Origin of the sequence: Duganella sp. CT11-25, assembly GCF_047302815.1 — a bacterium.
Taxonomy (GTDB): domain Bacteria; phylum Pseudomonadota; class Gammaproteobacteria; order Burkholderiales; family Burkholderiaceae_D; genus Rugamonas.
The window spans coordinates 2,053,184-2,079,425 of record NZ_JBKBFD010000001.1 but is presented as its reverse complement, the minus strand read 5'-3'; the positions used below and the strand labels follow the sequence as shown (position 1 = coordinate 2,079,425).

Below are 26,242 nucleotides of genomic sequence, written 5' to 3'. Positions count from 1 at the left end.
CTAATTTGGAATAGATCATGGATATCCGCGCGCTGCGTTATTTCGTCGCCGTCGTCGAGCAGCAGAGCTTCAGCCGCGCCGCCGAGCGCCTGCACGTCACACAGCCCACCGTCAGCAAGATGGTCCAGCAGCTGGAGCAGTCGCTCGACCTGGTGCTGCTGGACCGCGTCGGCAAGCGCTTCACCTTGACCGACGCCGGCAAGGTGGTGCTTCAGCGCGGCCGCGCCTTGCTGGCGATGCACGAGGATATGGGCGTGGAACTGGCGGACCTGCAGCAGCTGCGGCGCGGCGACCTGCGCATCGGCGTCACCCAGCAGGCGCACGCGCCGCTGGCGCCTTTGCTGGCGGCCTATCACCGCCGTCATCCGCAGATCGAGCTCAAACTGTTTGAAGGCGGATCGCAGTCGATCGAAACGGACCTGCGCAACGGCACGCTGGAAATGGGCACCATGCTGGATCATCCGGCCAACGCCGGCATCTGGCAGGAGTTCGATTCCTTCCCGCTGGTGCGTTCGCCCTTATGCCTGCTGGCGTCCAGGGATTCCGAATGGCGCGGCCGCCGCGGCGTGGCGCTGCGCGAGCTGGCAGACAGCTCCTTCATCTTCTATGCGGAATCGTTTGCGCTGAACGAAATCGTCACCGCCGCCTGCCTGCGCGAAGGCTTCACGCCGCGTATCAGCAGCCGTAGCGGCCAATGGGATTTTGTGGCCTCGCTGGTGAGGCTGGGCGTGGGTATCGCGCTGCTGCCGAAAATCTTTTGCGATACCCTGCCCAAGGGCCGGTTCTCCGTGGCGACGCTGGAGCAACCGGCTTTGGATTGGAACCTGATGCTGGCCTGGCGGCGCGGCGGACATCTTTCGTTCGCCGCGCGCGCCTGGCTGGACCTGGTCCGTTCCGGGACTTAGTAGTTGGCGCCTACGCGGACACCGAACATGCGCGGCTCGACGAAGTACGACCGCATGAAGCCGCCGAAGGCCGAATCGGTGCTGGTCTTGGCGTGGCTGTCGGAGATGTTACGCACATACAGCTCGGCGTGCCATTTGTCTTCCGGTGCTTCCAGGCGGATCGACGCATCGCCCATCGCGTAAGCCTTCTGGTAACGGCCGACGTGGGCGAAGTCCGAATTCAGCAGGTCGAAGTAAGCCTTGTCGCGCCAGTTCACCTTCACGTACGGGATCACCTTGTAGCCGTTCTCCAGTCCGAACTCCTGCGAGAAGTTGATGTTGAACTGGTACTTCGGCGTATTCGGCAGGTGGTTGCCCTCGATGTTGGCCAGGCGGCGGCCCAGCAGCGTCTTGTCCGTGCCGTTGTAGACGGCAGGGCAGGCCGGCAGACCCAGCTCGGTACGGACATCGCACTGGTAGTCGTCGCTGTACGAGTTGAAGTCGTGCACGCTGGTGTTGATGTAAGCGAAGCCGCCGCCAATGCGGCCGCCGCGCCAGGGCTTGTAGTCCCATTCCAGTTCCAGGCCGGGGATATTGACCTTGCCGACGTTGATGGTGCGCCAGGTTTCATACACGTCGCACTTCGGCTGGTCGGCCGGGCATGGCAGGCCGTTGTCCGGGATGATCTGGTTGACGAAGTAGGTGCCGGTCAACTGCATGCCCTTGTACTTCATGAAGAAGGCGGTGGCCGAGAGGCTCAGCGTATTTTCCAGGAACTTGCCCTTGAAGCCCAGCTCATAGTTGGTCACGGTCTCCGGCTCATACGGCAGGAAGGTCACCACGCCCGGTTTGCCGTCCGCGCACTTGTGATAGTTGCAGCTGTCGGTCTTGTCGGCGAAGCCGCCGGCCTTGTAGCCGGTGGAGACGGAAGCGTAGACCATCTTGTTGTTGTCGATCTGCTTTTGCAGGCCGGCGCGCCAGGTGATCTTGTTCCAGGTCTGCTTATGGTCGTTCGAAGTCGGCGCGCCATACAGGTGGTAGGCGCCGACGCTGCCGCCCATGCCCGGCGCCAGGTCGGTGCCATCGTGGACGTGGAAGCCCGGTGTGCCCGGCGTGCCTTGCGAGTACCAGCCGTTGTAATAGGCAGGATCGCCCTTCCAGTTGGCGCCATAGACTTCGCCGCCCTTGTCTTCCTTGCTGTCGACGCTGTAGCGCGCGCCCAGCGTGGCGGTCCAGGTCGGGATGAACTTCCAGTCGGCTTGCGCGAAGGCGGCCTTGGCGTCGACCTGGCGGTTGGGCTGGTGATACAGCACGCTGCCCACGTCGCCGTACGGCTTCTGGATGGTGTTGGTGATCTCGTAGTCGATGTTGTTCCGCTCGTGCATCCAGAACAGGCCGGCCACATACTGCACGTTGCCCAGCTGCTGCTTGAGCTGCGCCTCATGTACGGTCGACAGGTAACGCGAATCCAGCGTGCGGTGGAAGGAATCGGTCAGCGGCCAGGTGCCCCAGTTGCCGTCGACCGAATTCGGATAGGCGCCGTTGATCTGGAACGGCGCGGCGTTTTGCAGCCCCTTGTCGTCGTCGGTGATTTCCGAGCGGCGCTGGTCGGCGAGCTGGAAGGTGTAGTCGAAACTGGTGTGGTCGTTGATGTTCCAGTTGACGCCGGTGCGCAGCGTGCGGATCTTCATGTCGATATGGCCAGGCACGTTGACGTTGATGTCCCATTTTCCCTGGTCGGTGCAGGCATAGCGCGTGCCTGCGCCGGCATCGCAATCGCGGAAAGCGGCGCCGCCGGCGCTGGAGTCCTGGAATTCCTCGTAGGCCGCCTTCGCGGTCACGTCCTTGTTCACCTTCAGCAGGGCGGAGATGCGGCCGGCCCATTCGTTCTGGTTGGTGTAGTAGTCGCTCGGGCCGATGACGCTGTTGAAGCGCTGGTCGACGTCCGGCTTGCCGTTCGGGATCCAGCCCAGCGCCGGCGCGTTGGCTTCGCTCAGGTCGCGTTTTTGGTTGGCATAGCCGTCGCGTTTCACCTTCATGAAGGTGCCGCGCAGTGCCAGCGAGTCGTTGACGACCACGTTTTGCACCAGCGAGAGCTGCTTCTTGTCGTAGTTGCCGAGATCCAGATCGGCCTTGCCGTAGTTACCGGTCCAATCGGGTTTTGCGGGGATCACGTTGATGCTGCCGCCGGTGGAGTTGCGGCCGAACAGCGTACCTTGCGGGCCGCGCAGCACTTCGACCTGGTCCAGGTCGAACATCAGCGCCTGCGCACCCTGAGGACGCGGCGAATACATGCCGTCGACGTGGAAGCCGACCGCCGGGTCGCCGGTCTCGGTGAAGTTGGTCGAGGTGATGCCGCGGATGGTGATCTGCACAGCCGAATCGAGGCCGGTGTTTTCGATCACGACGTTGGGCATTTCGCCGCTCAGATCACGCAGGCTGGTGGCACCTTTGCGGGTCAACTGGTCCTGGCTCAGCGCCGTGACGGCAAGCGGGGTTTTCAGCAGCGAGGTTGAATAGCGGGTCGCGGTGACTTTGACTTCCGGGATCTGGTCAGGGTTGCCGACCACCGGAGCCGCGGCCGCAGCGGTGGTGGCGGCTTGCGCGTCGCCGTTTGCGTTGTCGGCGCCGGCTTGCGCATATGCGCTCATGTTCATGAAACCGCAGGCGCTGGCGACGGCAAGACTCATGAGAGTCCTTCTCGTAGGTTGAAGCATTTTGTCTCCTTGATGTTTTTGGAATTGTGGGCAGTCGCTATGCCCCGGAGGCGGCCGCGCTACGGGTATGGCAATCTGACAACCCCGAGTATTGGCTTGCTATTTTTGATGGTCAAACGAATCCAAATTTGGCGGCGCAGTTTAATCAGATTTACTAAACACGCTCCGCGTACAGCGGGTTGGCGTCTCCCAACAACAACGGCGCAACCTTTTTGTTAAGTTTTGTAAGCTTTTCTTGCGAAGCGTTGCAAAGTCCCTAGTGGGCGCACGCCGCCCTGCCCGGTAGAGCCCCGGCGGGGTTAGGAAATGTAACTTCTTAATATGGTTTTATGAATGAATTCAATCACTTAGCTTTGTCGTGATTGTCGATTCCGTAACGGAAAATGCGATGCTAAGATGAATTCATCGTTGTAAACAAAGCTACGCAAAAGGGACACATACATGCAATTACGCCGGATTGTTCGACACGCTCTGCTGCTCGCCATGTTCTCCGCGCAGGCCTCCCAGGCCGGCACGCTGGTGATCGAAAGCTGGCGCGTCGACGATAAAACGCTGTGGGAAAAGGTCTTGCTGCCGGCGTTTGAAAAGAACCATCCCGGTATCGACGTCAAGTTCGCGCCGACCGCGCCGACCGAATACGACTCCAGCCTGGCCGCGCGGCTGGCCGGCGGCACGGCGGGCGACCTGATCTCCTGCCGTCCGTTCGACGTCTCGCTGTCGCTATATAAGAAGGGGCATCTCGAAAAGCTGGACGGCAAGGGCGGCATGCAGAACTTCGCGCCAACGGCAACGGTGGCCTGGCAGACCGACGACGGCAAGGACACCTTCTGCATGCCGGTCGCCTCGGTGATCCACGGCTTCTTATATAACAAGAAGATCTTCAAGAAGCTGAACCTGCAGCCGCCGAAGACGGCGGACGAGTTCTTCGCCGTGCTGGAATCGCTGAAGAAGGGCGGCGTCGTGCCGCTGGCGCTGGGCACGGCCGACCAGTGGGAATCGAGCCAAATGGTTTACACCAATATCGGACCGAACTTCTGGCGCGGCGAGGAAGGGCGCAAGGCGCTCATCGCCGGCAAGGCCAGGCTGACCGACGCGCCGTTCGTCGAGGCGCTGGAGTTCGAGGCGAAGATGGGCACCTACCTGGGTAAGGGCGCCAGCGCCCAGACCTACGGCGACAGCCAGAACCAGTTTGCGCTGGGCCGCGCGGCAATCTACCCGACCGGCTCCTGGGATATCTCCTACTTCAGCCAGACGCCGGGCCTGGAACTGGGCGCGTTCGCGCCGCCGGTGCGCAAGGCGGGCGACCCGTGCTTCATCTCGGACCACATGGACATCGGCATCGGCATCAACAAGAAGTCCAGGAACAAGGACGACGCCTACAAGTTCCTGGCATGGGTGGGATCGCAGGAGTTCGCGGACATCTACACCAACCGCGTGACCGGTTTCTTCTCGCTGTCCAACCATCTGATCGCGGTGCGCGATCCGGTGGCCAAGCAGATGGCCGAGTGGCGCAACAGCTGCGCGTCGACCATCCGCTTCAACGCCCAGGTGCTGAACCGTGGCCAACCCAGCATGGAGAGCGAGCTTTGGAACATCAACGCACAGGTCTTGAACGGCAAGTTGGCGCCGAAAGATGCCGCCGCCAAGCTGCAGAACGGTTTTGCCAAGTGGTACAAGCCACAGCAAAAGTAGTGTCACACTAATCCCTCCCCTTGATTGTGTGTGATCCATTCAGGCCGGCGCCGGGCGCGGTGCCGGCCATTTTTTTGTCCGAATTCTGGAGGCAGTCTTGAAACATGAGGTGAATACGGTGCGGCCCTGGCAGTTGCTGCTGTTTCTGGCGCCGGCGGTGGCGATCTACGCGCTGTTTAGCGCGCTGCCGCTGGTGCAGACGCTGGGGCAGGGTTTCTTCAGCGCGGACGACAGCGGCGCCGTCGTCTTCGTCGGGCTGGAGAACTTCCGCACCATCCTGCTCGATCCCGACTGGTCGGCCGGCTTCTGGAACGCGATGCTCAACAACGCCAGGTTCTTCGGCCTTCATATGCTGCTGCAGAATCCGATCGGCCTGCTGCTGGCCACCTTGTTTAGTTTGAAGGGGCTGCGCGGCGCGCGTACCTACCGCACCTTGATCTTCCTGCCGACGCTGCTGTCGGTGGTGATCATCGGCTTTATCTGGCAGCTGATCCTGTCGCCGCTGTGGGGCGTGGGTGAGAAGCTGATGGGCTTTGCCGGACTGGCCGGCTTGTTCGCGCCGTGGATCGGGCAGGAGGAGACCGCGCTGGCGACCCTGTCGATGATCTCGGTCTGGCAGTACGTCGGCATGCCGATGATGCTGATCTATGCCGCGCTGCTGGCGGTGCCGGACGAAATCGTGGAAGCGGCGCACGTCGAAGGCGCCAGCGCGATGCGCATCTTCTGGCAGATCAAGCTGCCGCTGATTTATCCGACGCTGGGCCTGGTGACCATCCTGACCTTCGTCGCCAACTTCAACGCGTTCGACCTGATTTACTCGATCAAGGGCGCGCTGGCCGGGCCGAACTATTCGACCGACATTCTGGGCACCTTGTTCTACCGGACCTTCTTCGGCTACCAGGCGCAGGTCGGCAATGCGTATCTGGGTTCCGCCGTCGCCACGCTGATGTTCCTGGTGATCCTGGCCGGGGTGGGTGTTTACTTCGTCGGTGTCCAGCGCAGGCTGACCCGCTTCGCACTGTGAGGACCGCGCCATGACCGCAATCGCCATGTATCCTCCCGTCCCGCTGATGCGGCGCATCGACCTTGGCCGCCTGATGGTGCATGCCACGCTGATCGCCTACACCGTGCTGGCGCTGTTCCCGATCGCGTTGATCCTGATTAACTCGATCAAGAGCCGCGAAGCGATCTTCGACGATCCGCTGGCGCTGCCGACGATGGAATCGCTGACCTTCATCGGCTTCGAGAAGGTCCTGGCCAGCACCAACTTCCTGCTTTACTTCGGCAACAGCCTGGTCGTCACGCTCGCCGCGTTGTTCTGCATCGTGCTGTTCGGCGCGATGGCGGCATGGGCGCTGTCGGAATACCGCTTCATGGGCAACCGCGTGCTGACGCTGTTCCTCGCGCTGGGCATCATGATCCCGATCCGCCTCGGCACGGTGTCGATACTGGAGTTGATGGTCAAGCTGGACCTGGTCAATACGTTGACGGCGCTGGTGCTGGTTTATACGGCGCAGGGGCTGCCGCTGGCGGTCATGATCCTGTCCGAATTCATGCGGCAGGTGCCGTCGGAGCTGAAGGACGCGGCGCGCTGCGACGGCGTCGGCGAGGTGAAGATCTTCTTCAAGGTGGTGCTGCCGCTGATCCGTCCCGCCGTCGCCACGGTGGCGGTGTTCACCATGATCCCGGCCTGGAACGATTTGTGGTTCCCGCTGATCCTGGCGCCGTCGGACCGTACCAAGACCGTCACGCTGGGCGTGCAGCAGTTCATCGGACAGTACGTCACCGACTGGAATTCCGTGCTGGCGGCGCTGTCGCTGGCGGTGATCCCGATGCTGATCCTGTACGCGGTCTTCTCGCGCCAACTGATTCGCGGCCTGACAGCGGGCGCGGTGAAATAACCCCAGCGTCATTCCCGCGCATGCGGGAATCCATACTCAGCATGGGCTCCCGCGTGCGCGGGAGCGACGGTGACTTGATTTGAATGAGGAAATGTAATGGCAAGTGTCAGCCTGAAAGAACTGCGTAAATCCTACGATGGCAAGACCGACGTCCTGGCCGGCATCGACCTGGATATCGCGGATGGAGAGTTTGTCGTGCTGGTCGGGCCGTCCGGCTGCGGCAAGTCCACGCTGCTGCGCATGCTGTGCGGCCTGGAGAACATCACCGGCGGCAGCATGGAAATCGGCGGCCAAGTGGTCAACCACTTGCCGCCGGCGGAACGCGGCATCGCGATGGTGTTCCAGAGCTACGCGCTGTATCCGCACATGACGGTGTACCAGAACATGGCCTTCGGCCTCAAGGTGGCCGGCAAGGACAAGACGGCGATCAAGGCGCGCATCAACCAGGCCGCCGCCACGCTGAAAATCGAACACCTGCTGGAACGCCTGCCGCGCGAACTGTCCGGCGGCCAGCGCCAGCGCGTGGCGATCGGCCGCGCCATCGTGCGCGAGCCGCGCCTGTTCCTGTTCGATGAACCGCTCTCCAACCTGGACGCGGCATTGCGCGTGCAAACCCGGCTGGAGATCGCCAAGCTGCACCGCCAGCTGGACGCCACCATCGTCTACGTCACCCACGATCAGGTCGAGGCGATGACCTTGGGCGACAAGATCGTCGTCATGCACGAAGGGCAGATCCAGCAGGCCGGCACGCCGCTGGACTTGTACCAGCAGCCGCGCAACCTGTTCGTGGCGGGCTTTATCGGCTCGCCGAAAATGAATCTGCTGGCCGGCACCGTCGCCGAAGCCCACGCCAACGGCGTACTGGTGCTGTTGCCGAGCGGCGAATCGGTGCGTGCGGCGGTCGACGGCAGCGGCATGCGCATCGGTTCCAGGGTCACGCTCGGCCTGCGCGCCGAGCATATCCAGGAATCGCGGGCCGGTTCGGAAGTGTTTAACGGCGAGGTCAGTGTGGTCGAACACCTGGGCGAAGCCAATTACATCTACGTCAGCCGCGAAGGCGGTGAAGACGTAGTGATACGCGGGGATGGCGAGCGCCACGTCGAGATCGGACAGTCCATCGTCTTCTCGGCCGACAGCACCGCCTTCCACGTGTTTGACGAAGGAGGGCAGGCGCGGCGGCGTCTGCGTCCGGGAAATATGGTGTCGTCCGCCCGCAGCTTCATGCGCAGCGTTTGACATCAAGAGCGGTTCTTTACTTTTTAAAACAGGGAGAATTGAATGAGCAAGCCGGTACTTAAGAAAAAACTACTACCCAACCTGATCGCGCTGGCACTGGGCGGAGCGATTGCGCCGCACCTCTACGCAGCAGATCCCGTAGAGGCACAGACCACCGAAGCTGTACCGGCTGGAGAAACCGCAACCGTTGAAGTGCGTGGCATCCGCGAGCGCCTGAAACGCAACCTGGCGGAGAAGCGCGATGCGGGCAATGTGATCGACACCGTCACCGCCGAGGAAGTCGGCAAGTTCCCCGACAAGAACGTGGCCGACTCGCTGCAGCGCGTGCCGGGCATCTCCGTGGACCGCACCTGGGGCGAGGGTCGCGACATCTTCGTGCGCGGCACCGACAAGAACCTGAACCTGACGCAGCTGAACGGCCAGGCCGTGGCCTCCGGCTACTGGTGGAAGAACGATTCGCAGAGCCGCGGCTTCAACTACGACATCCTGGCGTCGGAGCTGGTCGGCAGCATCGACGTGTATAAAAGCCCGTCCGCCGATCTGGACGAGGGCAGCATCGGCGGCCTGGTGATCGTCAAGACCCGCAAGCCGTTCCAGCTGAAGCCATTCGTGGCGCAGGTGTCGGCCGAAGCGACCTACAGCGAACTGCCGAAGAAGACCGATCCGCAGTTTTCGGGCTTGCTGAGCTGGACCAATGAGCAGAAGACCTTCGGCGCGCTGATCGCGCTGAGCCAGCAGAAGCGCACCATGCGCCGCGACGGCCTGGAAAACTTCACCGATTCGACCAAGTACAACATCGTCGACCAGAACGGCGTCGTCACGCCGGGCGCATATGCATCGTGGGGCGGCGGCTCGGCGATCTTCCGCCAGGACCGTGAGCGCACCACCGGCAACCTGACGTTGCAAGCGCGTCCGAACGCCAACACGGACATCACGCTGAACTACATGAACTCCGATATGAGCATGGACAACAGCAACCAGAACTACCTCTGGGAGGCCGGCGGCCTGGCGGATGCGAAGGGCAATATCGCCGTGTCCAATCCGAAGTTCATCACGACCTCCGACGGCACCAAGGCGCTGGTCGGCGGCACGGTTGGTCCGACGGGCGGCGTGTCGTTCGAACCTATCTTCCGCCAGTCCTACATCAAGTCGGAAGTGCTGGACCTGGACGGCACCTACGATGGCGACAACTGGAAATTCCACGGCCAGGCCGGCACCACCAAGGGCTCCGGCGGCAGCGACCATGACCGTAATTTCTGGTTCACGGGGAATACCCGCACCACCTTCAATATCGCGCCGGACACCTATGAGGTCAAGTACCTGGACATGAACCCACTGGACGCGAGCAAGCTGACGCTGCAAAACGCGCGCGACTGGATCCGCCGCATGGAGACCAAGGAGAACTACGCGCAGGGCGACCTGACGCTGGACCTGAACGGCGACTTCTTCAAGGCGATCAAGGTCGGCGCCAAGTTCCGCGATACGACGGTGCAGAACCGCCGCACCATCGGCACCGTCGGCCCGGGCAGCACCGGCTGGCAGTCGTTCTCGCTGTCCGACCTGTCGACCGGCGCTTCGCCGCTGCTCAGCCAGGAGGCCGCCAGCGCCGGTTCGCTGACGCAGTACGCATGGGTGGACGATGGCTTGGCCTACTCCAAGGGCTTTGCCATGTACGACAAGGGCATGGTCTACAACGAAGCCAAGGGCGAGTACTACAAGATCAAGGAAAAGATCTACGCCACCTACGTGCGGGCAGACTTCGCGGCCGGCCAGTGGCGCGGCGATTTCGGCGCGCGCGTGGTCAAGACCGACCAGACCTCGGAGGCTTACCAGGACCTGAGCGGCAACGGCAACTACGTGCTGGGCAATGTAACGCGCAGCTACACCGACGTGCTGCCCAACCTGAACGCGGTCTACAGCGTCAACAAGGACCTGCTGGTGCGCGGCGCGGTGGCCCGTGTCATGGCGCGCAACACCTACAGCGATTTGAGCGCCAGCACGGAAGTCAGCGGCACCACCAACGCCGCCACCTCGGGCAATCCGCTGCTCAAGCCTTACCACGCCAACCAGGCGGAGATCGGCGCCGAGTGGTATTACGCCGATGCCTCGCTGCTGTCGGCGACGCTGTTCGCGAAGAAGCTCGACACCTTCATCTATTCGCAGACCGCGACCGAGAATGTGGCCGGCGTCCAGCGTTCGGTGACCCGCCCGTACAACGCCAACAACGGCGCCACGGTCAACGGCCTGGAATTCCAGTGGCAGCAGGCCTTCACCAGCGGCTTCGGCGCCATCGTCAACTACACCTTCACCGACGCCAAGACCGGCGCCAACGCGGCGGGCCGCAAGCTGAACGTGATCGGCAACTCGCGCAACCAGGCCAACGTCACCGGTTTCTGGGAGAAGAACGGCTACAGCGCGCGCTTGTCGTACAACTACCGCTCCAAGGCATACGGCGCGCTGGACGAGGGTGGGCAGGATGTCACCAGCGCCTACGGCCAGTGGGATGCGTCGGCCAGCTGGGACGTGACGCCGAAGATCAGCGTCTATCTCACGGCGGTCAACATCGGTAATGAAGTCATCCGCACCAATACCACCGACGGTTTGCCGGTCGGCGTGTACGAAAACGGCGCGCGCTACAGCGTTGGCCTGAAAGCCAAGTTCTGATAGCGTTTTTTTAACCACAGGTGCAGCCCGATTCCATTTCATGGTGTCGGGCTTTTCCATTACAATCATGTCATTATTTCCGTTTGGGATGCTGAGTGATCCGGTTACGCCTTCGTTCCACCTGCGGCTTGCTGGCCGCCTGCCTGGTCGCGCAATCCGCGACTGCCGCGGCGACCCTGCAAGTGCTGCACTGGTGGACCTCGCCCAGCGAGCGCAAGGCGGCCAACCTGCTGGCCGCGCGCGCGGCCGACGAGGGCATCGAATGGAAGGACGCCGCCATCCCCGGCGGCGCGGGACTGGGCGCGGGCAAGGTGCTCAAGAGCCGCGTGCTGGCCGGCGATGCGCCGGAGGTCACGCAGATCATCGGCGCCTCCATCGCCGAGTGGGCCGACCTGGGCCTGCTGCTGGAGATCGACAACGTGGCCAGCGCCGCGAACTGGAACAGCGTGCTGTTCCCGACCATCCAGACGCTGATCACGCACCGCAAGCACGTGGTGGCGGCGCCGGTCGGCATCCATCGCGTGAATACGCTGTTCTATAACCGCGCATTGTTCGCGCAGCTCAAATTGTCACTGCCGCAAAGCTGGGCGGATTTCGAGAACGTCGCGCAGAAGCTCAAGGCCGCCGGTGTGACGCCGCTGGCGCAGAGCAGCGAGTCGTGGCAGGTCGCCGCGCTGTTCGAGAACCTGGTGCTGGCCGAGAGCGGACCGGAATTCTATCGCCAGCTGTTTGTGCGGCGCGATCCTTCCGCTGCCGCGGACCGCCGCACGGCGCAGGCGCTGGAGCGGCTGCGCACGATCAAGGGCTGGAGCGGCGGCCAGGTTGACGAGCGTTCATGGCCGGATGTGGCGCGCCAGTTCGCGCGGCGCGAGGCCGGCATGATGATCATGGGCGACTGGGCCAAGCCCGAGCTGCGCGACATGGGCATGGTGCTGGACGAGGACTTCGCCTGCGGCACGGCGCCGGGCACCGGCAAGTATCACCTGTACAGCGTCGACACCTTCACCATGTTCGCCGGCGACTACCGCCATATGCCGACGCAGGAAAAGATGGCGCGGCTGCTGGTGTCGCCGCCGGTGCAGGTCGAATACAACGCGCTGAAAGGCTCGGTGCCGGTGCGGCGCGATGCCGACCCGTCGCGCATGGACAGCTGCGGGCGCGCTTCGTGGACGGCGTTCGGGCAGGGCGCGGCGGTGCAGGCGCCCAGCCTGGTGCACCGCATGGCGACCGACGAGGCGAGCCGCGACGCCATCATCGCCGAGATACACCGCTATTTTCTAGACGACAGGACCGCGCCGGCCGAGGCGCAGCGGCGCCTTGGGGTGCTGTTCCGACTATTCAACCTCAGAAGCCAGGGAGCACACGGTGCGCAAGATACTGATCGTAGACGATGACCAAAAGACCCGCGTGCTGCTCAAGACTTATCTGGAGAAGAACCAGTACGAGGTGCTGCTGTCGCATAACGGAGAGAGCTTCCTGGCCGAGCTGCATGCGCATACGGACCAGCTGTCGCTGGTGATCCTCGACGTGATGCTGCCCGATACCGACGGTTTCGCGCTGTGCAAGCAGGTGCGGCAGCGCTCCAATGTGCCGATCATCATGCTGACCGCGAGCTCGGACGAGACGGACCGCATCGTCGGCCTGGAGCTGGGGGCGGACGATTACATCGCCAAGCCGTACAGCCCGCGCGAGCTGCTGGCGCGCATCAAGGCCATCCTGCGCCGCACCGCATTGGAGGCGCCGTCCGCGCGCTACTATCGCTTCGTTGGCTTCACGCTGGATCTGCTGGAGCGGAAGGTGATCGACAGCGAGGGCGTGCCGCTGGCGTTGACCGGCCTGGATTTCCAGCTGCTGAAGTATTTTGTCGAGCATCCGGGCGTGATCCTTGACCGCAGCGTATTGTGCGAAGAGACGCGCGGCCGCGATTCCGGTCCGCTCGACCGTTCGCTGGACGTGCAGATCAGCCGTTTGCGCCTGCGCCTCAACGACGACGGCAAGCAGCCGGCGCTGATCAAGACGGTGCGCGGCGCCGGCTACGTGTTCTCGGCGGACGTCAGCGTGTCGCATGCTTGATCGCCTGCGGCGCATTTGGCCGGCGTCATTGCTGGGCCGCTTGTCGCTGGTGATGGTGGCGGGGCTGCTGGTCACGCAGCTGGCCGCGAGCGCGATCTGGGCCAGCCAGCTGCGGGCCAAGGCGCAGGTGGAGGCGCAATCGGCGGCGCAGTACGTGGCGCATAGCGCATCCGGTGCGATCCGTTTCTTCCGCAGCCTGCCGCCGAGCTATCGCCAGCTGACCATCCAGCAGCTGCGCGAGATGGGTGGCACGCGCTTCTTCGTCAACCTGAATCACGCCTACGTGCCGGTCAAGCCGATCGCCGAACATCCGCTGGCGACCGGCGTGATGGCGACCGTCGGCGCCACGCTGAAAAGCGACCTGCCGCATTCGCCCAGCTTCCATCTGGCGTTTGCGTGGCCGGACGAGCTGATCGTCTCCGAAGGCGACGTGCGCCTCAACGACCTGCCGGACGCCTGGGTGCAGCACATCCTGCTGCTGCAGCCGGATCCCGCGCCGATACTAGTGATCCAGACCGAGCTTGAGCCGGGCAACTGGCTGTACATGGCGGCGCTGATGCCGAATCCGTACTTCTTGAGCAGTAACGATCCGCTGGCATGGGATCGCCTTGCGCTGCAAGGACTGTCGCTGGCGGCGGTGCTGCTGCTGTGCATACTGGTGGTGCGCTGGATCACGCGTCCGCTGGCCGCGCTGTCCGATGCCGCCGCCGCTTTCGGCCAGGATGAGAATGCGCCGCCGCTGCCGGAGACGGGCAGCCGGGAGTTCATCAACACGGCGCGCGCCTTCAGCGCGATGCGCGAGCGCATACAGCGCTACATCGAGGACCGCGAGCGTTTGTTCATCTCGATTTCGCACGACCTGCGCACGCCGATCACGCGCCTCAAGCTGCGCTCGGAGCTGCTGGACGATGAAGCGCTGCGCAACGAGTTCGAGGAAGATCTCGATGAACTGGACATGATGGTCAAGGGCGCGCTGCAATGCGTGAAGGATAGCGACATCCACGAGAACCCGGCGGAGGTGAAGCTGGATGCATTGCTGGGCCGTCTGGTGCGCAGCGCGCGGCTGGCCGGGCATGAAGTAGGCTTTGCGGAATCCGGCCTGTCGGTGCGGGCCAAGCCGCTGGCCTTGAAGCGCGCCATCGGCAACCTGCTGGACAACGCGCTTTTCTACGGCAAGCGCGCGGAGATCAGCGTGCGTAGCGAGCCTGGCGCCGTGGCGATCGCGGTGCGCGATCACGGACCGGGCGTGCCGGAGGATGCGTTTGCGAGTTTGTTCGATCCGTATGTGCGGCTGGCGCATGGCCGCGAGCAGAACGATGGCGGCATGGGCCTGGGGCTGGGGATCGCGCGCAGCGTGATCGAGGCGCACGGAGGCCAGCTGATTCTAGAGAATCATCCCGAGGGCGGCTTGAACGCCACCATTCGGCTTCCGGCATGAGGAGCGCTCTATGCAAGTCAAGATAATCGCAGCATTGGTACTGGCGGCCAGCACGTTAGGTACGGCATGGGCTGCGCCTTCCGCGCAGGTCAGGATGCAGTGGGAAGTGTTGCGCAACGAGTTCGGCGCGCAGGGCGGACGCACCAAGGCACGCCTGAGCGTGACCGCGCTGCCCGGCCATGCCTTGCCGGCGCAGGGATGGGCGATTTACTTTAACTGCATGGATGGCGTGTCGACCGGGCCGCTGGATGGCAATCTGCTGCTGGAGCAGGTGGGCGGCGGCTTGTTCCGCGTGCGGCCGGCGGCGGGCTTCAAGGGTTTGGCTGCGGGGCGGACGCTGGACGTCGACTACTACTATCCCAACCTCGTCATCAAGATGGCGCGCGCGCCGTCCGGGCCTTACCTGGTGTTTGACGCGCGGCCGGATGAGGCCATCGCCATCGACGACTTCAAGCAGCTGCTGCCTTCACGGCCGGAGCAGCTCAAGCGCGACGACGCCAGGCATGCGCTGGTGACGCCGCAGGATACCTATCGCCGCAATGCGCGCGCCGATGTGCTGCCGGCCAGCGCGCTGCCGCCGGTTTTCCCGACGCCGCTGGAGGTTACGACGGGCGGCGGTCAACTGCGCCTGACGCAGGCGCCCAAGGTGATTGCCGGCCCAGGCCTGCAGAACGAATCGGTGTCTGCGGAGGCGCTGTTCGCCCGCTACTTGCCGCATGATGGCGCGGCAAGCGGTGTTCAGGCAACGCTGGCGCTGGGCATCGCCCCGGTTGCAGGGCAGGCTACGCCTGAGGCTTACACGCTGACTGTGAGCGCGGGCGACGGCATCCGCATCGTCGGCAACAGCGCCGCCGGTGTTGCGCGCGGCTTGCAGTCGCTGCACGACCTGCTGCCGCTGCCAGACGGACGAGCTCGTGTCCGAATGTCGGCACTGACACTGCCTGGGGTGGCGGTAAGGGATGCGCCGAGGTTTGCGTATCGCGGCTTTCAGCTGGACGTGGCGCGTAACTTCCAGCCCAAGCAGGTGGTGTTCAAGGTGCTGGACCTGATGGCGGCATATAAGCTGAATAAATTCCACTTCCATTTGACCGACGACGAGGGCTGGCGGCTTGAGATCGTGGGTCTGCCGGAGCTGACCAGCATCGGCGCGGTGCGCGGGCATAGCGCGAAGGAGGGCGTGCGCTTGCCGCCGGTCTATGGCTCCGGCCCGCGCGCGGACGATCCGCATGGCAGCGGCTTTTACACACGCGCGGACTACGTCGAGATACTGCGCTACGCGGCGGCGCGGCATATCGACGTGATACCGGAGATCGAGATGCCCGGGCATGCCCGCGCCGCCGTCAAGGCGATGGAGGCGCGCTACAAGCGCTTGCAGGCTGCGGGCGAGCAGGGTGCATCCCAGTATCTGCTGCACGATTTTGACGATCGCTCGGTGTACCGTTCGCCGCAGGAGTACACCGACCATGTGATCAATCCGGGCCTGGAGTCCACCTACGCCTTCATCGAACAGGTGGTGACGCAGGTCGCGGCGCTGCATCGCGAGGCCGGCGTGCCGCTGGCGACCATGCATATGGGCGGCGACGAGCTGCCCACCGGCGCGTGGGAGATGTCGCCCGTCAGCCGCGCGCTGATGCAGCGCGAGGGACTGGCGGACATGCAGGCGCTGTGGGACTACTTCTACAACCGGGTCGACGGCATCCTGCGCAAGCAGGGCATGTTCGCTTCGGGCTGGGAGGAGATGGGCGCGCGGCGCGACGGTGCGGCGCAAGTGCCCAATCCGCGCTTCCTGGGACGCGGCTATAGCCTGTACGTCTGGAATAACACGCCCGGTGCGGAGGATTTCGCGGCCCGCCTTGCCAATGCCGGCTACGACATCGTGCTGGCGCCGGTCACCAATATGTATCTCGACATGGCGGCCAATCCCAATCCGGAGGAGCCGGGCGTCAACTGGGGCGCCTATGTCGACCTGGATACCGTGTATGACTTCGTGCCGCTGGATCCGCGCCTGACCGAGGCCGGACGCAGGCGCATACGCGGGATCGAGGCAACGCTGTTCACCGAAACCGTGCGCGATGCCGGGCGCCTGGATTACTTGCTGATGCCGCGCCTGATGGCGGTCGCCGAACGCGCCTGGGCGGGGGATCCCGCCTGGACCACGGAAGCCGATCCGGCCAGGGCGGCGGCGCTGCACCGCGCCGCGTGGTCCGGTTTCGTCAATGTGCTGGGGCAGCGGCTGTTGCCGCGCCTGGACCTGGAGCGCAAGGACGTCCGCTACCGCATCGCGCCGCCCGGCCTGATGCTGGACGGCGGCAAGGTGCTGGTCAATCATGCGATTCCGGGCCTGACGCTGCGCTACACCACCGACGGCAGCGCGCCGACGGCCGGCAGCCGGCAGGTCACGGGGCCGATCGCTGCCAAGGGTGTGATCCGGGCGGCCGCCTTCGACCGCAACGGCCGCTCCGGCGGCGTGGCGCGCGTCGACAATCCATAGGGATGAGCTAGCTCCATTCCCGGGTTTTTGTCGCCCAGGCCCCGTTTTGTGCAGTTCGTCGCAATCCGCATGAGCGTTGAGGCGGTGATCGATATAGTGATCACATACCGAAACGACTTTAAGGAGCGCATCATGAACATCGCAAAAAACATGGAAATCATCTTCGTCACCGCCGCCGTCCTGCTGGGCGCCACCGCCTACGCCAGCGCCGCCCAGCAGGCGGCCGTCGCGCTGCAGCCGGCCGTGCAGGTTGCCGCCGCCCAGGCGCCGATGCAGGTGGTCGTGATCAAGGCCAAGCGCCTGACCGCAGTGGAAAAAGCCAATCTGTCGTAATCCAGGCATATCTTTACAGCAAAGATTGCTAGAATCTTCTCAGAACAACATAGAGGAACCCGACAATGAAGAAGCTTTTCCAACTTGGCCTGCTGTTTGCCGCTTTCTGCGCCCTGTTCGGCCGCGCCGAGGCAGCCGACGACGCCACCGAGACACGCGTCATCGCCATCGACGCCCGCGTGGTGCGCGTCAAGATCGACGGCGTGATCAACCTGAAGTTGCGGCAAGGCGACACGCCTTCGCTCAAGCTCATCGGGGAAAAGCGCAACCTGGAAAAGCTGACCGCCTCGCAGGCGGGCGACACCCTGCACCTGGAGACCGAGGGCCGCGGCATCCGGCTGGGCGGCTCCAGCATGCGCGCCGAGCTGGTGCTGCCGATGCTGCGGGAGGTGGTGTCCGAGGGCGTCGGCTCGACCGAGATCAACGGCTTCAGCGGCGAGGAACTGGAACTGGCGATGGACGGCGCCGGCAGCATGAAGGTGGTCTGTGACTACAAGATGCTGAAGGCCAAGCTGGGCGGCGTCGGCAGCATGCACCTGTGGGTCAGCGAGAACGACAACGTCGAGCTGGACCTGGGCGGCGCCGGCTCCATCACGCTGGGCGGGCGCGGCAAGTTGCTGAAGGCCGGCATGGGCGGCCTGGGCAGCCTGAATGCGCAGCAGTTCCAGGCCGACGCCGTCAACGTCGACATGAGCGGGCTGGGCAACGCAACCGTCAACGCCAAGACCAACGTGACGCTGAACTTGAGCGGCCTTGGATCGGTCATTGTTTATGGCAAGCCTTTGAACCGCAACGTGAGCGTTGACGGTTTGGGCAAGGTAATTTGGAAGTAAAACCAAACACACCCACTTATAACGCGATATGAAAAAATTCATACTAGCGATCGTCATCGCGCTGGCCTGGCAACAGGCCGCGATGGCAGGATTCGCCGAAGGGGCGACCGCATACAACAGCAAGAACTATGCGGTGGCGCTAAAAGAGATACGACCGCTGGCGCAAGCCGGCAACCCGGATGCCCAGCATTTGCTGGGCTTGATGTATTACATGGGCCGCGGCGTGCCGCAGGACTACAAGACCGCGCTGCAGTGGCACCGCAAGGCCGCGCTGCAGGGCAAGGCCGACGCGCAGTACGTGGTCGGCGCCATGTATTACACCGGCAATGCGGTGATCCAGGATCACAAGCAGGCCGTCACCTGGTTCCGCCTGGCGGCCGAGCAGGGCCATCCGGACGCGCAGCAGGTGATGGGGCTGATGTACCGCTACCACATCGGCGGCATGCCGCAGGACAATGTGATCGCCTACATGCTGTGGAACCTGGCTGCGGCCAACGGTTCGGCCAACGCGGCCGAGCAGCGCGCGGCCGTGATCAAGAGCATGACGCACGAGCAGATCGAGGAAGGGCAGGCCTTGTCGGCGGCCTGGAAACCGGGTACGCCGTTGCCGAGGCAAAGCCGCACCGGCGGCGGCTGACCGGCAACCGTGGCGGCGCCCTGCGCGCCGCCACGCTCTGACGTACAATCGCCCTTTATTTGCAAAGGGCGAGCCATGCGCGCGATCGAAATCACCCATCCCGGCCCCGCCGATGTCCTGAAACTGTGCGAACGCCCGATGCCCGTCGTCAAGGCGGGCGAAGTGCTGATCAAGGTGCACGCGGCCGGCATCAACCGCCCCGACGTGTTCCAGCGCATGGGCAACTATGCGCCGCCTCCCGGCGCCTCCGACATTCCCGGCCTGGAAGTGGCCGGCGAAATCGTCGACGGCGACCTCGACTATACGACCCTCGATATCGGCGACCACGTGTGCGCGCTGGTGCAGGGCGGCGGCTATGCCGAATATGTCGTGGCCCCGGTCCAGCAAGTGCTGCCCATCCCCAAGGGCTGGTCGATGCTGGAGGCGGCCTCGATTCCCGAGAACTACTTCACCGTCTGGAGCAACGTCTTCGACCGCGCCCACCTGAGCGCCGGCGAGACCCTGCTGGTGCAGGGCGGCAGCTCGGGCATCGGCGTGGCGGCGATCCAGCTGGCCACCGCCATGGGCCACCGCGTGTTCGCCACCGCCGGCAGCGACGACAAGGTCGCCGCCTGCATGAAGCTGGGCGCCGAGCGCGGCATCAACTACAAGACCGAGGATTTCGCCGTGGTCGCCAAGTCGCTGACCAACGACCGCGGCGTCGACGTCATCCTCGACATGGTGGGCGGCGACTACCTGCCGCGCGAAATCGCCTGCCTGGCCGACGACGGCCGCATCGCCATCATCGCCACCCTGGGCGGCGGCAAGTCGACGGTGGACCTGGGCCAGGTGCTGCGCCGCCGGCTGACCATCACCGGCTCGACCCTGCGCCCGCGCTCGGTCGAGTTCAAGGGCGCGATCGCCAAAAAACTGCTGGACAAGGTGTGGCCGATCATGGCGGCGAAAAAAATCAATCCGGTGATCCATACGGTGTTTCCGCTGGAGCAGGCCGCCGCCGCCCATGCGCTGATGGAGAGCAGCAGCCATGTCGGCAAGATTATGTTGCAAGTAATTTAAGATAAACCGTCGTTTTTAAGACGGATTCGGGACCGCGCGGCGGCCCGCTGGTTTGACCGGGGTTCCGGCCTCGCGTTAAAATAGCGGGTTATTGAATTTTAGGCTACTATGCGTCGCAAACTCGTCATCGGCAACTGGAAAATGAACGGCAACCGCGCCGCGAACACGGCATTGTTGTCGGGCATCGTCGCCGGATTGACCTCGACCGGCGCCGATTGCGCCGTCTGCGTGCCGGCTCCCTACCTGGCTCAATGCCAGGCGGAACTGCAAGGCAGCGCGGTCGCCTGGGGCGGGCAAGACCTGTCGGTCCACGCCAGCGGCGCCTACACCGGCGAAGTATCGGCCGGCATGCTGGTCGACTTCGCCTCGCGCTACGTGCTGTGCGGCCATTCCGAGCGCCGCGCCTATCACAAGGAAAGCAGCGAACTGGTGGCGCAAAAGACCGTGGCCGCGCTGGCTGCCGGCCTGACGCCGGTGGTGTGCGTGGGCGAGACGCTGGCGCAGCGCGAAGCAGGGGAGACCGAAGCGGTCATCTGCGGCCAGCTGCAGGCGGTGCTGGACCTGATCCCGGCCGCAGACGTGGCGAAGATCGTGGTCGCCTACGAGCCGGTCTGGGCCATCGGCACTGGCAAGACGGCGACGCCGCAAATCGCCCAGGACGCCCACAGCTTCCTGCGCGCGCGCCTGGCGCAAAAGAATGAAGCGGCCGCGGCCGGCGTGCAAATCCTGTACGGCGGCAGCATGAAGCCGGACAATGCGAAAGAATTGATGGCGCAGGCGGATATCGATGGTGGATTGATCGGCGGCGCGGCGTTGAAAGCGGCTGATTTCCTCGGGATTATCCAGGCTGCGTAATCGGCAATTGAAGAAGTAGAAACAAAACGATACAAACTTTTATTTTTGAATGGAATAACATGAACTCCTTGTTCAATCTGGTTATCGTAGTGCAGGTCATTTCCGCAATCTCCATTATCGGCCTGGTATTGCTGCAGCATGGCAAAGGCGCCGACATGGGCGCGGCCTTCGGTTCGGGCGCTTCGGGCAGCCTGTTCGGTGCGACCGGCTCCTCGAACTTCATGTCCAAGTCGACCGGCGTGGCCGCCGCGATCTTCTTCAGCGCCACGCTGGCGCTGGCGTACATCTCGGCCCACCAGGGCAGCAACGTCAGCGGCGGCGTAATGGACAAGGCGCTGCCGACGGCGCCGGCGCCAGCCACCGGCTCGGCGGGCATTCCGAACGCGCCGGCGGCGGCTCCGGCAGCACCTGCGGCACCTGCGCCAGCCCCGGCATCGAGCGCTCCAGCAAACTCGATCCCGAAGTAGTATACTAATGAAATAGTATGTGAAATAATTGCATGCTGTTTAGCAACAGATACATTGTTCGCTGATTGTTTTGGCAGTACATTAGCCCTTCAAGCTAGAAAAACTGGTCAGCGTTCAAAGATGTAAAGATTTATCGTTTTTCTTCTTGTTTTAGCGCAATACGGATTAACAACCGCGTAAAAACGAAGTAGAATAGCGGCCTTACGCCGACGTGGTGAAATTGGTAGACACGCTATCTTGAGGGGGTAGTGGCGCAAGCTGTACGAGTTCGAGTCTCGTCGTCGGCACCATAAATTTAAGGCCAGCAAGGGAGTACTTCAATGTGTACCTGAGCTGGCTTTTTTACGAGGATGTGTCGTTCGATCCTGGTCTAAGCGGTTTTACGATTGGGACGAACGTTAAGAGCACCGCAAAGCAGCGCAGTGTGTCCTTTAAACCGACCGTTCAATATAAGCTCATCAATCGTGAACCTCGAAAATTATCTCCCCGTTCTGTTGTTCATCCTCGTCGGTCTCGGCGTAGGTATCCTTCCCCAGGTGCTGGGCCACATCCTCGGCCCTAACAAGCCTGATGCGGCTAAACTCTCCCCGTATGAATGCGGCTTCGAAGCGTTCGAAGACGCGCGCATGAAATTCGACGTGCGTTACTACCTCGTCGCAATTCTCTTTATTTTGTTCGATCTGGAAACGGCATTCTTCTTCCCGTGGGGCGTAGCGATGCGCGACTTGGGCTGGCAAGGTTTCGTGACGATGATGGTGTTCATCGCCGAATTCGTGGTCGGTTTTTGGTATATCTGGAAGAAAGGTGCCCTTGATTGGGAATAAGCCATGGCTATTGAAGGCGTATTAAACGAAGGTTTCATCACCACCTCGGCCGACAAGCTGATCAACTGGGCGCGCACGGGTTCGATGTTCCCGATGACGTTCGGTCTGGCCTGCTGCGCGGTCGAAATGATGCACGTGGGCGCAGCCCGTTACGACATGGACCGCTTCGGCGTGGTGTTCCGTCCGTCGCCGCGTCAGTCCGACGTGATGATCGTGGCCGGCACGCTGTGCAACAAGATGGCGCCCGCGCTGCGCAAGGTCTACGACCAGATGCCGGAACCGCGCTGGGTCATCTCGATGGGCTCCTGCGCCAACGGCGGCGGCTACTATCACTACTCCTACTCCGTGGTGCGCGGTTGCGACCGCATCGTGCCAGTCGACGTCTACGTGCCGGGCTGTCCGCCGACGGCCGAGGCTCTGCTGTACGGCATCATGCAGCTGCAGAACAAGATCAAGCGCACCAATACGATCGCACGCTAACGGGGTCGCTTCAGAATATGACTACACATTTAGAAAAACTGCAAAACGCCCTCGGCTCCGCCCTGGGCGATCGCGTTTCCACCACCGTGGCGCTGGGCGAGATCACGCTGGTCGTGAAGGCGGCCGACTACTACGGCGTGATGCAAACGCTGCGCGACGACCCGTCGCTGGGCTTCGACCAGCTGATCGACCTGGCCGGCGTCGACTACCTGACCTACGGCGACGGCGCCTGGGACGGCCTGCGTTTCGCGGTGGTCGTCCATTTGCTGTCGGTAAAGCACAACTGGCGCGTGCGCGTGCGCGCGTTCTGCGCCGACGACGACATGCCGCTGCTGCCGTCGCTGGTGCCGCTGTGGCGCGCCGTCAACTGGTACGAGCGCGAAGCGTTCGACATGCTGGGCATCCTGTTCGAAGGCCACAACGACCTGCGCCGCATCCTGACCGACTACGGTTTCATCGGCCATCCGTTCCGCAAGGACTTCCCGGTATCGGGCTATGTCGAAATGCGCTACGACCCCGAGCAGAAGCGCGTGATCTACCAGCCGGTCACCATCGAGCCGCGTGAAAACGTGCCGCGTGTGATCCGCGAAGAAAACTACGGGAAGTAAATAATGGCTGAAATTAAGAACTACACCCTGAACTTTGGCCCGCAACACCCGGCCGCGCACGGCGTGCTGCGCCTGGTGCTGGAGCTGGACGGCGAAGTGATCCAGCGCGCCGACCCGCACATCGGCCTGCTGCACCGTGGTACCGAGAAGCTGGCGGAGCAGAAGACCTACCTGCAGTCGGTGCCGTATATGGACCGTCTCGATTACGTCTCGATGATGTGCAACGAGCACGCCTACGTGATGGCGATCGAGAAGCTGCTGGGCATCGAAGTGCCGCTGCGCGCGCAATACATCCGCGTGATGTTCGACGAGATCACCCGCATCCTGAACCACCTGATGTGGCTGGGCGCGCACGCGCTCGACGTCGGCGCCATGGGCCCGTTCCTGTACTGCTTCCGCGACCGCGAAGACTTGTTCGACTGCTACGAAGCGGTGTCGGGCGCGCGCATGCACGCGGCCTACTACCGTCCGGGCGGCGTGTACCGCGACCTGCCGGACGCGATGCCGCAGCACAAGCCGTCGATCATCCGTTCGGCCAAGGCGGTCGCCAACCTGAACGAGAACCGCCAGGGCTCGCTGCTGGACTTCATCGAAGACTTCACGCGCCGTTTCCCGACCTATGTCGACGAATACGAAACGCTGCTGACCGACAACCGTATCTGGAAACAGCGTACCGTCGGCATCGGCGTGGTCACGCCGGAAGATGCGCTGGCGATGGGCTTCACCGGCGCCATGCTGCGCGGTTCGGGCATCGAGTGGGACCTGCGCAAGCACCAGCCGTACGAAGTGTACGACCTGATGGACTTCGACGTTCCCGTCGGCACCAACGGCGACTGCTACGACCGCTACCTGGTGCGCGTGGAAGAACTGCGCCAGGCCAACAAGATCATCAAGCAGTGCGTCGAGTGGCTGCGCAACAATCCAGGTCCGGTCATGTCGGACAACCGCAAGGTCGCGCCTCCGGGCCGCGTCGACATGAAGACCAACATGGAATCGCTGATTCACCACTTCAAGCTGTTCACCGAGGGCTTCCACGTGCCGCCGGGCGAAGCGTACAGCGCGGTGGAGCACCCGAAAGGGGAGTTCGGCATCTACCTGCTGTCCGACGGCGCCAACAAGCCATACCGCATGAAGCTGCGCGCGCCGGACTACGCGCACTTGCAGGCGCTGGATGAGATGGCCCGTGGACACATGATTGCCGACGCCGTGACGATCATCGGTACGCAAGATATCGTGTTCGGCAGTATCGACCGCTAAGGGAAAAAGTATGTTGTTATCAGAGCAGTGCTATAAAAAAATCGACCGCGAATTGGCCAAGTATCCGGCCGACCAGCGCCAGTCGGCCGTGATGGCCTCGCTGGCTCACGCCCAGGTTGAACTGGGCTGGATCTCGCCGGAAACCATGCAGGAACTGGCCGACTACATCCAGATGCCGGCGATCGCCGTGCAGGAAGTCGCCACGTTCTACAATATGTACAACCTGAAGCCGGTCGGCAAGCACAAGATCACCGTGTGCACCAACCTGCCGTGCGCCCTGTCGGGCGGCGAGCGCGCAGCGCACCACCTGAAACAGAAGCTGGGCATCGACTACCGTGACACCACGGAAGACGGCGCCTTCACGCTGATGGAAGGCGAGTGCATGGGCGCCTGCGGCGACGCGCCGGTGATGCTGGTGAATAACCACCGCATGTGCAGCTTCATGTCCAACGATAAAATCGACGCCCTCGTGGAGGAATTGAAGAAATGACGTCACTCCACAATCGTCACATCGACCCAGTCATTCTCGCCGGCCTCGACGGCAAGAACTGGCACCTGGAAGATTACGTCAAGCGCGGCGGCTACAGCGCCCTGCGCAAGATCCTCGAAGAGAAGATCACCCCGGAACAGATCATCGCCGACCTCAAGGCGTCGTCGCTGCGCGGCCGTGGCGGCGCGGGCTTCCCGACCGGCCTGAAGTGGAGCTTCATGCCGCGCCAGTTCCCGGGCCAGAAGTACCTGGTATGCAACTCAGATGAGGGCGAGCCGGGCACTTTCAAGGACCGCGACATCATGCGCTTCAACCCGCATGCATTGATCGAAGGCATGGCCATCGGCGCTTACGCCATGGGCATCACGGTCGGCTACAACTACATCCACGGCGAGATCTTCGACGTCTACACGCAGTTTGAAGATGCGCTGGAAGAGGCGCGCGCCGCCGGCTTCCTGGGCGACAAGATCATGGGCAGCGAGTTCAGCTTCCAGCTGCACGCGCACCACGGCTACGGCGCCTACATCTGCGGCGAGGAAACCGCGCTGCTGGAATCGCTGGAGGGCAAGAAGGGCCAGCCGCGCTTCAAGCCGCCTTTCCCTGCCTCGTTCGGCCTGTACGGCAAGCCGACCACCATCAACAACACCGAGACCTTCGCGGCCGTCCCGTTCATCCTGAACATGGGCCCCGAGAAGTACCTGGCGATGGGGCGTCCGAACAACGGCGGTTCGAAGATCTTCTCGATCTCGGGCGACGTCGAAATGCCGGGCAACTACGAGGTACCGCTGGGCACCCCGTTCGCCAAGCTGCTGGAACTGGCGGGCGGCATGCGCGGCGGCAAAAAGATCAAGGCCGTGATCCCTGGCGGCTCGTCCGCTCCGGTGATCCGCGGCGAACTGATGATGAACACCGACCTGGACTACGACTCGATCGCCAAGGCTGGCTCGATGCTCGGTTCGGGCGCCGTCATCGTCATGGATGAAACGCGTTGCATGGTCAAGGCAATGGAGCGCCTGGCCTACTTCTACTTCGAAGAATCGTGCGGCCAGTGCACCCCATGCCGCGAAGGCACGGGCTGGATGTACCGCATGATCCACCGCATCGAAAACGGCCAGGGACGTCCGTCGGACCTGGACGTGCTGAACTCGATCTGCGACAACATCCAGGGCCGCACGATTTGCGCGCTGGGCGATGCCGCGGCGATGCCGATGCGCGCGTTCATCAAGCAATTCCGCGAAGAATTTGAATATCACGTCGAGCACAAGCATTGCTTAGTGCCCGCTTACATCTAAGCTGCGTCAGGTAA

23 protein-coding genes and 1 tRNA gene are annotated in these 26,242 nt (G+C 63.1%); 23 read left to right on the top strand and 1 reads right to left on the bottom strand.

Annotation, left to right across the window (positions count from 1 at the left end; genetic code table 11):
- Positions 1-17 precede the first annotated feature (17 nt).
- A complete protein-coding gene (locus ACEN9F_RS08690; protein ID WP_413419638.1) occupies positions 18-905 on the top strand; it encodes a LysR substrate-binding domain-containing protein in 888 nt (295 codons plus the stop codon).
- On the opposite strand, the gene ACEN9F_RS08685 is transcribed toward ACEN9F_RS08690, so the two are convergent.
- On the bottom strand, positions 902-3,574 hold the full coding sequence (locus ACEN9F_RS08685; protein ID WP_413419637.1) for a TonB-dependent receptor: 2,673 nt from the start codon (positions 3,572-3,574) through the stop codon (positions 902-904). The two genes, ACEN9F_RS08690 and ACEN9F_RS08685, sit on opposite strands and share 4 nt — an antisense overlap.
- A 468-nt stretch (positions 3,575-4,042) precedes the next feature.
- Here ACEN9F_RS08685 and ACEN9F_RS08680 point away from each other — a divergent pair, with 468 nt between their 5' ends.
- The 22 genes from ACEN9F_RS08680 (at position 4,043) to nuoF (ending at position 26,228) form a co-directional block, all read left to right on the top strand.
- On the top strand, positions 4,043-5,293 hold the full coding sequence (locus ACEN9F_RS08680) for an ABC transporter substrate-binding protein (RefSeq protein ID WP_413419636.1): 1,251 nt from the start codon (positions 4,043-4,045) through the stop codon (positions 5,291-5,293).
- Positions 5,294-5,402: 109 nt separating this feature from the next.
- Positions 5,403-6,317 carry a carbohydrate ABC transporter permease gene (locus tag ACEN9F_RS08675; RefSeq protein ID WP_413427004.1) on the top strand — a complete coding sequence of 305 codons (915 nt, stop codon included), beginning with the start codon at positions 5,403-5,405 and terminating at the stop codon, positions 6,315-6,317.
- 10 nt (positions 6,318-6,327) lie between these two features.
- Positions 6,328-7,194 (top strand): carbohydrate ABC transporter permease, encoded by an 867-nt coding sequence (locus ACEN9F_RS08670; protein WP_413419635.1) that lies wholly within the window; start codon positions 6,328-6,330, stop codon positions 7,192-7,194.
- 96 nt (positions 7,195-7,290) lie between these two features.
- On the top strand, positions 7,291-8,430 hold the full coding sequence (locus ACEN9F_RS08665) for an ABC transporter ATP-binding protein (RefSeq protein WP_413419634.1): 1,140 nt from the start codon (positions 7,291-7,293) through the stop codon (positions 8,428-8,430).
- Positions 8,431-8,472: 42 nt separating this feature from the next.
- Entirely contained in the window at positions 8,473-11,094 is a 2,622-nt protein-coding gene (locus tag ACEN9F_RS08660) for a TonB-dependent receptor (RefSeq protein WP_413419633.1), read from the top strand.
- A gap of 95 nt (positions 11,095-11,189) precedes the next feature.
- Positions 11,190-12,488: an ABC transporter substrate-binding protein gene (locus tag ACEN9F_RS08655; RefSeq protein WP_413419632.1), complete on the top strand. Its 1,299-nt coding sequence runs from the start codon at positions 11,190-11,192 to the stop codon at positions 12,486-12,488.
- The gene (locus ACEN9F_RS08650) at positions 12,460-13,167 is read left to right on the top strand and encodes a response regulator (RefSeq protein WP_413419631.1); all 708 of its coding nucleotides are present in this window, start codon (positions 12,460-12,462) and stop codon (positions 13,165-13,167) included. Before ACEN9F_RS08655 ends, ACEN9F_RS08650 begins: the two co-directional genes overlap by 29 nt.
- Positions 13,160-14,605, top strand: a complete 1,446-nt coding sequence (locus ACEN9F_RS08645) for an ATP-binding protein (RefSeq protein ID WP_413419630.1) — start codon at positions 13,160-13,162, stop codon at positions 14,603-14,605. The genes ACEN9F_RS08650 and ACEN9F_RS08645 overlap by 8 nt, the downstream gene beginning before the upstream one ends.
- A 10-nt stretch (positions 14,606-14,615) precedes the next feature.
- On the top strand, positions 14,616-17,096 hold the full coding sequence (locus ACEN9F_RS08640) for a family 20 glycosylhydrolase (protein WP_413419629.1): 2,481 nt from the start codon (positions 14,616-14,618) through the stop codon (positions 17,094-17,096).
- A gap of 132 nt (positions 17,097-17,228) precedes the next feature.
- Positions 17,229-17,429: a hypothetical protein gene (locus tag ACEN9F_RS08635; RefSeq protein ID WP_413419628.1), complete on the top strand. Its 201-nt coding sequence runs from the start codon at positions 17,229-17,231 to the stop codon at positions 17,427-17,429.
- Positions 17,430-17,494: 65 nt separating this feature from the next.
- Positions 17,495-18,262 (top strand): GIN domain-containing protein, encoded by a 768-nt coding sequence (locus ACEN9F_RS08630; protein ID WP_413419627.1) that lies wholly within the window; start codon positions 17,495-17,497, stop codon positions 18,260-18,262.
- A gap of 28 nt (positions 18,263-18,290) precedes the next feature.
- Positions 18,291-18,899 carry a tetratricopeptide repeat protein gene (locus ACEN9F_RS08625; protein ID WP_413419626.1) on the top strand — a complete coding sequence of 203 codons (609 nt, stop codon included), beginning with the start codon at positions 18,291-18,293 and terminating at the stop codon, positions 18,897-18,899.
- A 75-nt stretch (positions 18,900-18,974) separates the two neighbouring features.
- The gene (locus ACEN9F_RS08620; protein WP_413419625.1) at positions 18,975-19,955 is read left to right on the top strand and encodes an NAD(P)H-quinone oxidoreductase; all 981 of its coding nucleotides are present in this window, start codon (positions 18,975-18,977) and stop codon (positions 19,953-19,955) included.
- A 108-nt stretch (positions 19,956-20,063) separates the two neighbouring features.
- Positions 20,064-20,810, top strand: coding sequence for a triose-phosphate isomerase (gene tpiA / locus ACEN9F_RS08615; RefSeq protein ID WP_413419624.1), 747 nt, complete (start codon positions 20,064-20,066; stop codon positions 20,808-20,810).
- Between the two features lie 59 nt (positions 20,811-20,869).
- Complete coding sequence (gene secG / locus ACEN9F_RS08610; protein ID WP_413419623.1) at positions 20,870-21,277, top strand: preprotein translocase subunit SecG; 408 nt, start codon at positions 20,870-20,872, stop codon at positions 21,275-21,277.
- Between the two features lie 205 nt (positions 21,278-21,482).
- Positions 21,483-21,567, top strand: a tRNA-Leu gene (locus ACEN9F_RS08605).
- A gap of 174 nt (positions 21,568-21,741) precedes the next feature.
- Positions 21,742-22,101 (top strand): NADH-quinone oxidoreductase subunit A, encoded by a 360-nt coding sequence (locus tag ACEN9F_RS08600; RefSeq protein WP_413419622.1) that lies wholly within the window; start codon positions 21,742-21,744, stop codon positions 22,099-22,101.
- A gap of 3 nt (positions 22,102-22,104) precedes the next feature.
- On the top strand, positions 22,105-22,581 hold the full coding sequence (locus ACEN9F_RS08595) for a NuoB/complex I 20 kDa subunit family protein (protein WP_008450353.1): 477 nt from the start codon (positions 22,105-22,107) through the stop codon (positions 22,579-22,581).
- 17 nt (positions 22,582-22,598) lie between these two features.
- A complete protein-coding gene (locus tag ACEN9F_RS08590) occupies positions 22,599-23,189 on the top strand; it encodes an NADH-quinone oxidoreductase subunit C (RefSeq protein ID WP_413419621.1) in 591 nt (196 codons plus the stop codon).
- A gap of 3 nt (positions 23,190-23,192) precedes the next feature.
- Entirely contained in the window at positions 23,193-24,446 is a 1,254-nt protein-coding gene (locus ACEN9F_RS08585; protein WP_413419620.1) for an NADH-quinone oxidoreductase subunit D, read from the top strand.
- 10 nt (positions 24,447-24,456) lie between these two features.
- Positions 24,457-24,936 carry an NADH-quinone oxidoreductase subunit NuoE gene (nuoE, locus tag ACEN9F_RS08580; RefSeq protein ID WP_413419619.1) on the top strand — a complete coding sequence of 160 codons (480 nt, stop codon included), beginning with the start codon at positions 24,457-24,459 and terminating at the stop codon, positions 24,934-24,936.
- A complete protein-coding gene (gene nuoF / locus ACEN9F_RS08575) occupies positions 24,933-26,228 on the top strand; it encodes an NADH-quinone oxidoreductase subunit NuoF (RefSeq protein ID WP_413419618.1) in 1,296 nt (431 codons plus the stop codon). The genes nuoE and nuoF overlap by 4 nt, the downstream gene beginning before the upstream one ends.
- Positions 26,229-26,242: the final 14 nt, after the last annotated feature.

What these genes read in the sequence shown, in the direction of transcription:
- ACEN9F_RS08595 (WP_008450353.1), top strand. Translation starts at nt 22,105, where the DNA reads ATGGCTATTGAAGGCGTATTAAACGAAGGTTTCATCACCACCTCGGCC.
- ACEN9F_RS08670 (WP_413419635.1), top strand. Translation starts at nt 6,328, where the DNA reads ATGACCGCAATCGCCATGTATCCTCCCGTCCCGCTGATGCGGCGCATC.
- ACEN9F_RS08630 (WP_413419627.1), top strand. Translation starts at nt 17,495, where the DNA reads ATGAAGAAGCTTTTCCAACTTGGCCTGCTGTTTGCCGCTTTCTGCGCC.
- secG (WP_413419623.1), top strand. Translation starts at nt 20,870, where the DNA reads ATGAACTCCTTGTTCAATCTGGTTATCGTAGTGCAGGTCATTTCCGCA.
- ACEN9F_RS08640 (WP_413419629.1), top strand. Translation starts at nt 14,616, where the DNA reads ATGCAAGTCAAGATAATCGCAGCATTGGTACTGGCGGCCAGCACGTTA.
- ACEN9F_RS08685 (WP_413419637.1), bottom strand. Translation starts at nt 3,574, where the DNA reads ATGAGTCTTGCCGTCGCCAGCGCCTGCGGTTTCATGAACATGAGCGCA.
- ACEN9F_RS08620 (WP_413419625.1), top strand. Translation starts at nt 18,975, where the DNA reads ATGCGCGCGATCGAAATCACCCATCCCGGCCCCGCCGATGTCCTGAAA.
- ACEN9F_RS08625 (WP_413419626.1), top strand. Translation starts at nt 18,291, where the DNA reads ATGAAAAAATTCATACTAGCGATCGTCATCGCGCTGGCCTGGCAACAG.
- ACEN9F_RS08635 (WP_413419628.1), top strand. Translation starts at nt 17,229, where the DNA reads ATGAACATCGCAAAAAACATGGAAATCATCTTCGTCACCGCCGCCGTC.
- tpiA (WP_413419624.1), top strand. Translation starts at nt 20,064, where the DNA reads ATGCGTCGCAAACTCGTCATCGGCAACTGGAAAATGAACGGCAACCGC.
- ACEN9F_RS08590 (WP_413419621.1), top strand. Translation starts at nt 22,599, where the DNA reads ATGACTACACATTTAGAAAAACTGCAAAACGCCCTCGGCTCCGCCCTG.
- ACEN9F_RS08660 (WP_413419633.1), top strand. Translation starts at nt 8,473, where the DNA reads ATGAGCAAGCCGGTACTTAAGAAAAAACTACTACCCAACCTGATCGCG.
- ACEN9F_RS08665 (WP_413419634.1), top strand. Translation starts at nt 7,291, where the DNA reads ATGGCAAGTGTCAGCCTGAAAGAACTGCGTAAATCCTACGATGGCAAG.
- nuoE (WP_413419619.1), top strand. Translation starts at nt 24,457, where the DNA reads ATGTTGTTATCAGAGCAGTGCTATAAAAAAATCGACCGCGAATTGGCC.
- ACEN9F_RS08680 (WP_413419636.1), top strand. Translation starts at nt 4,043, where the DNA reads ATGCAATTACGCCGGATTGTTCGACACGCTCTGCTGCTCGCCATGTTC.
- nuoF (WP_413419618.1), top strand. Translation starts at nt 24,933, where the DNA reads ATGACGTCACTCCACAATCGTCACATCGACCCAGTCATTCTCGCCGGC.
- ACEN9F_RS08585 (WP_413419620.1), top strand. Translation starts at nt 23,193, where the DNA reads ATGGCTGAAATTAAGAACTACACCCTGAACTTTGGCCCGCAACACCCG.
- ACEN9F_RS08645 (WP_413419630.1), top strand. Translation starts at nt 13,160, where the DNA reads ATGCTTGATCGCCTGCGGCGCATTTGGCCGGCGTCATTGCTGGGCCGC.
- ACEN9F_RS08690 (WP_413419638.1), top strand. Translation starts at nt 18, where the DNA reads ATGGATATCCGCGCGCTGCGTTATTTCGTCGCCGTCGTCGAGCAGCAG.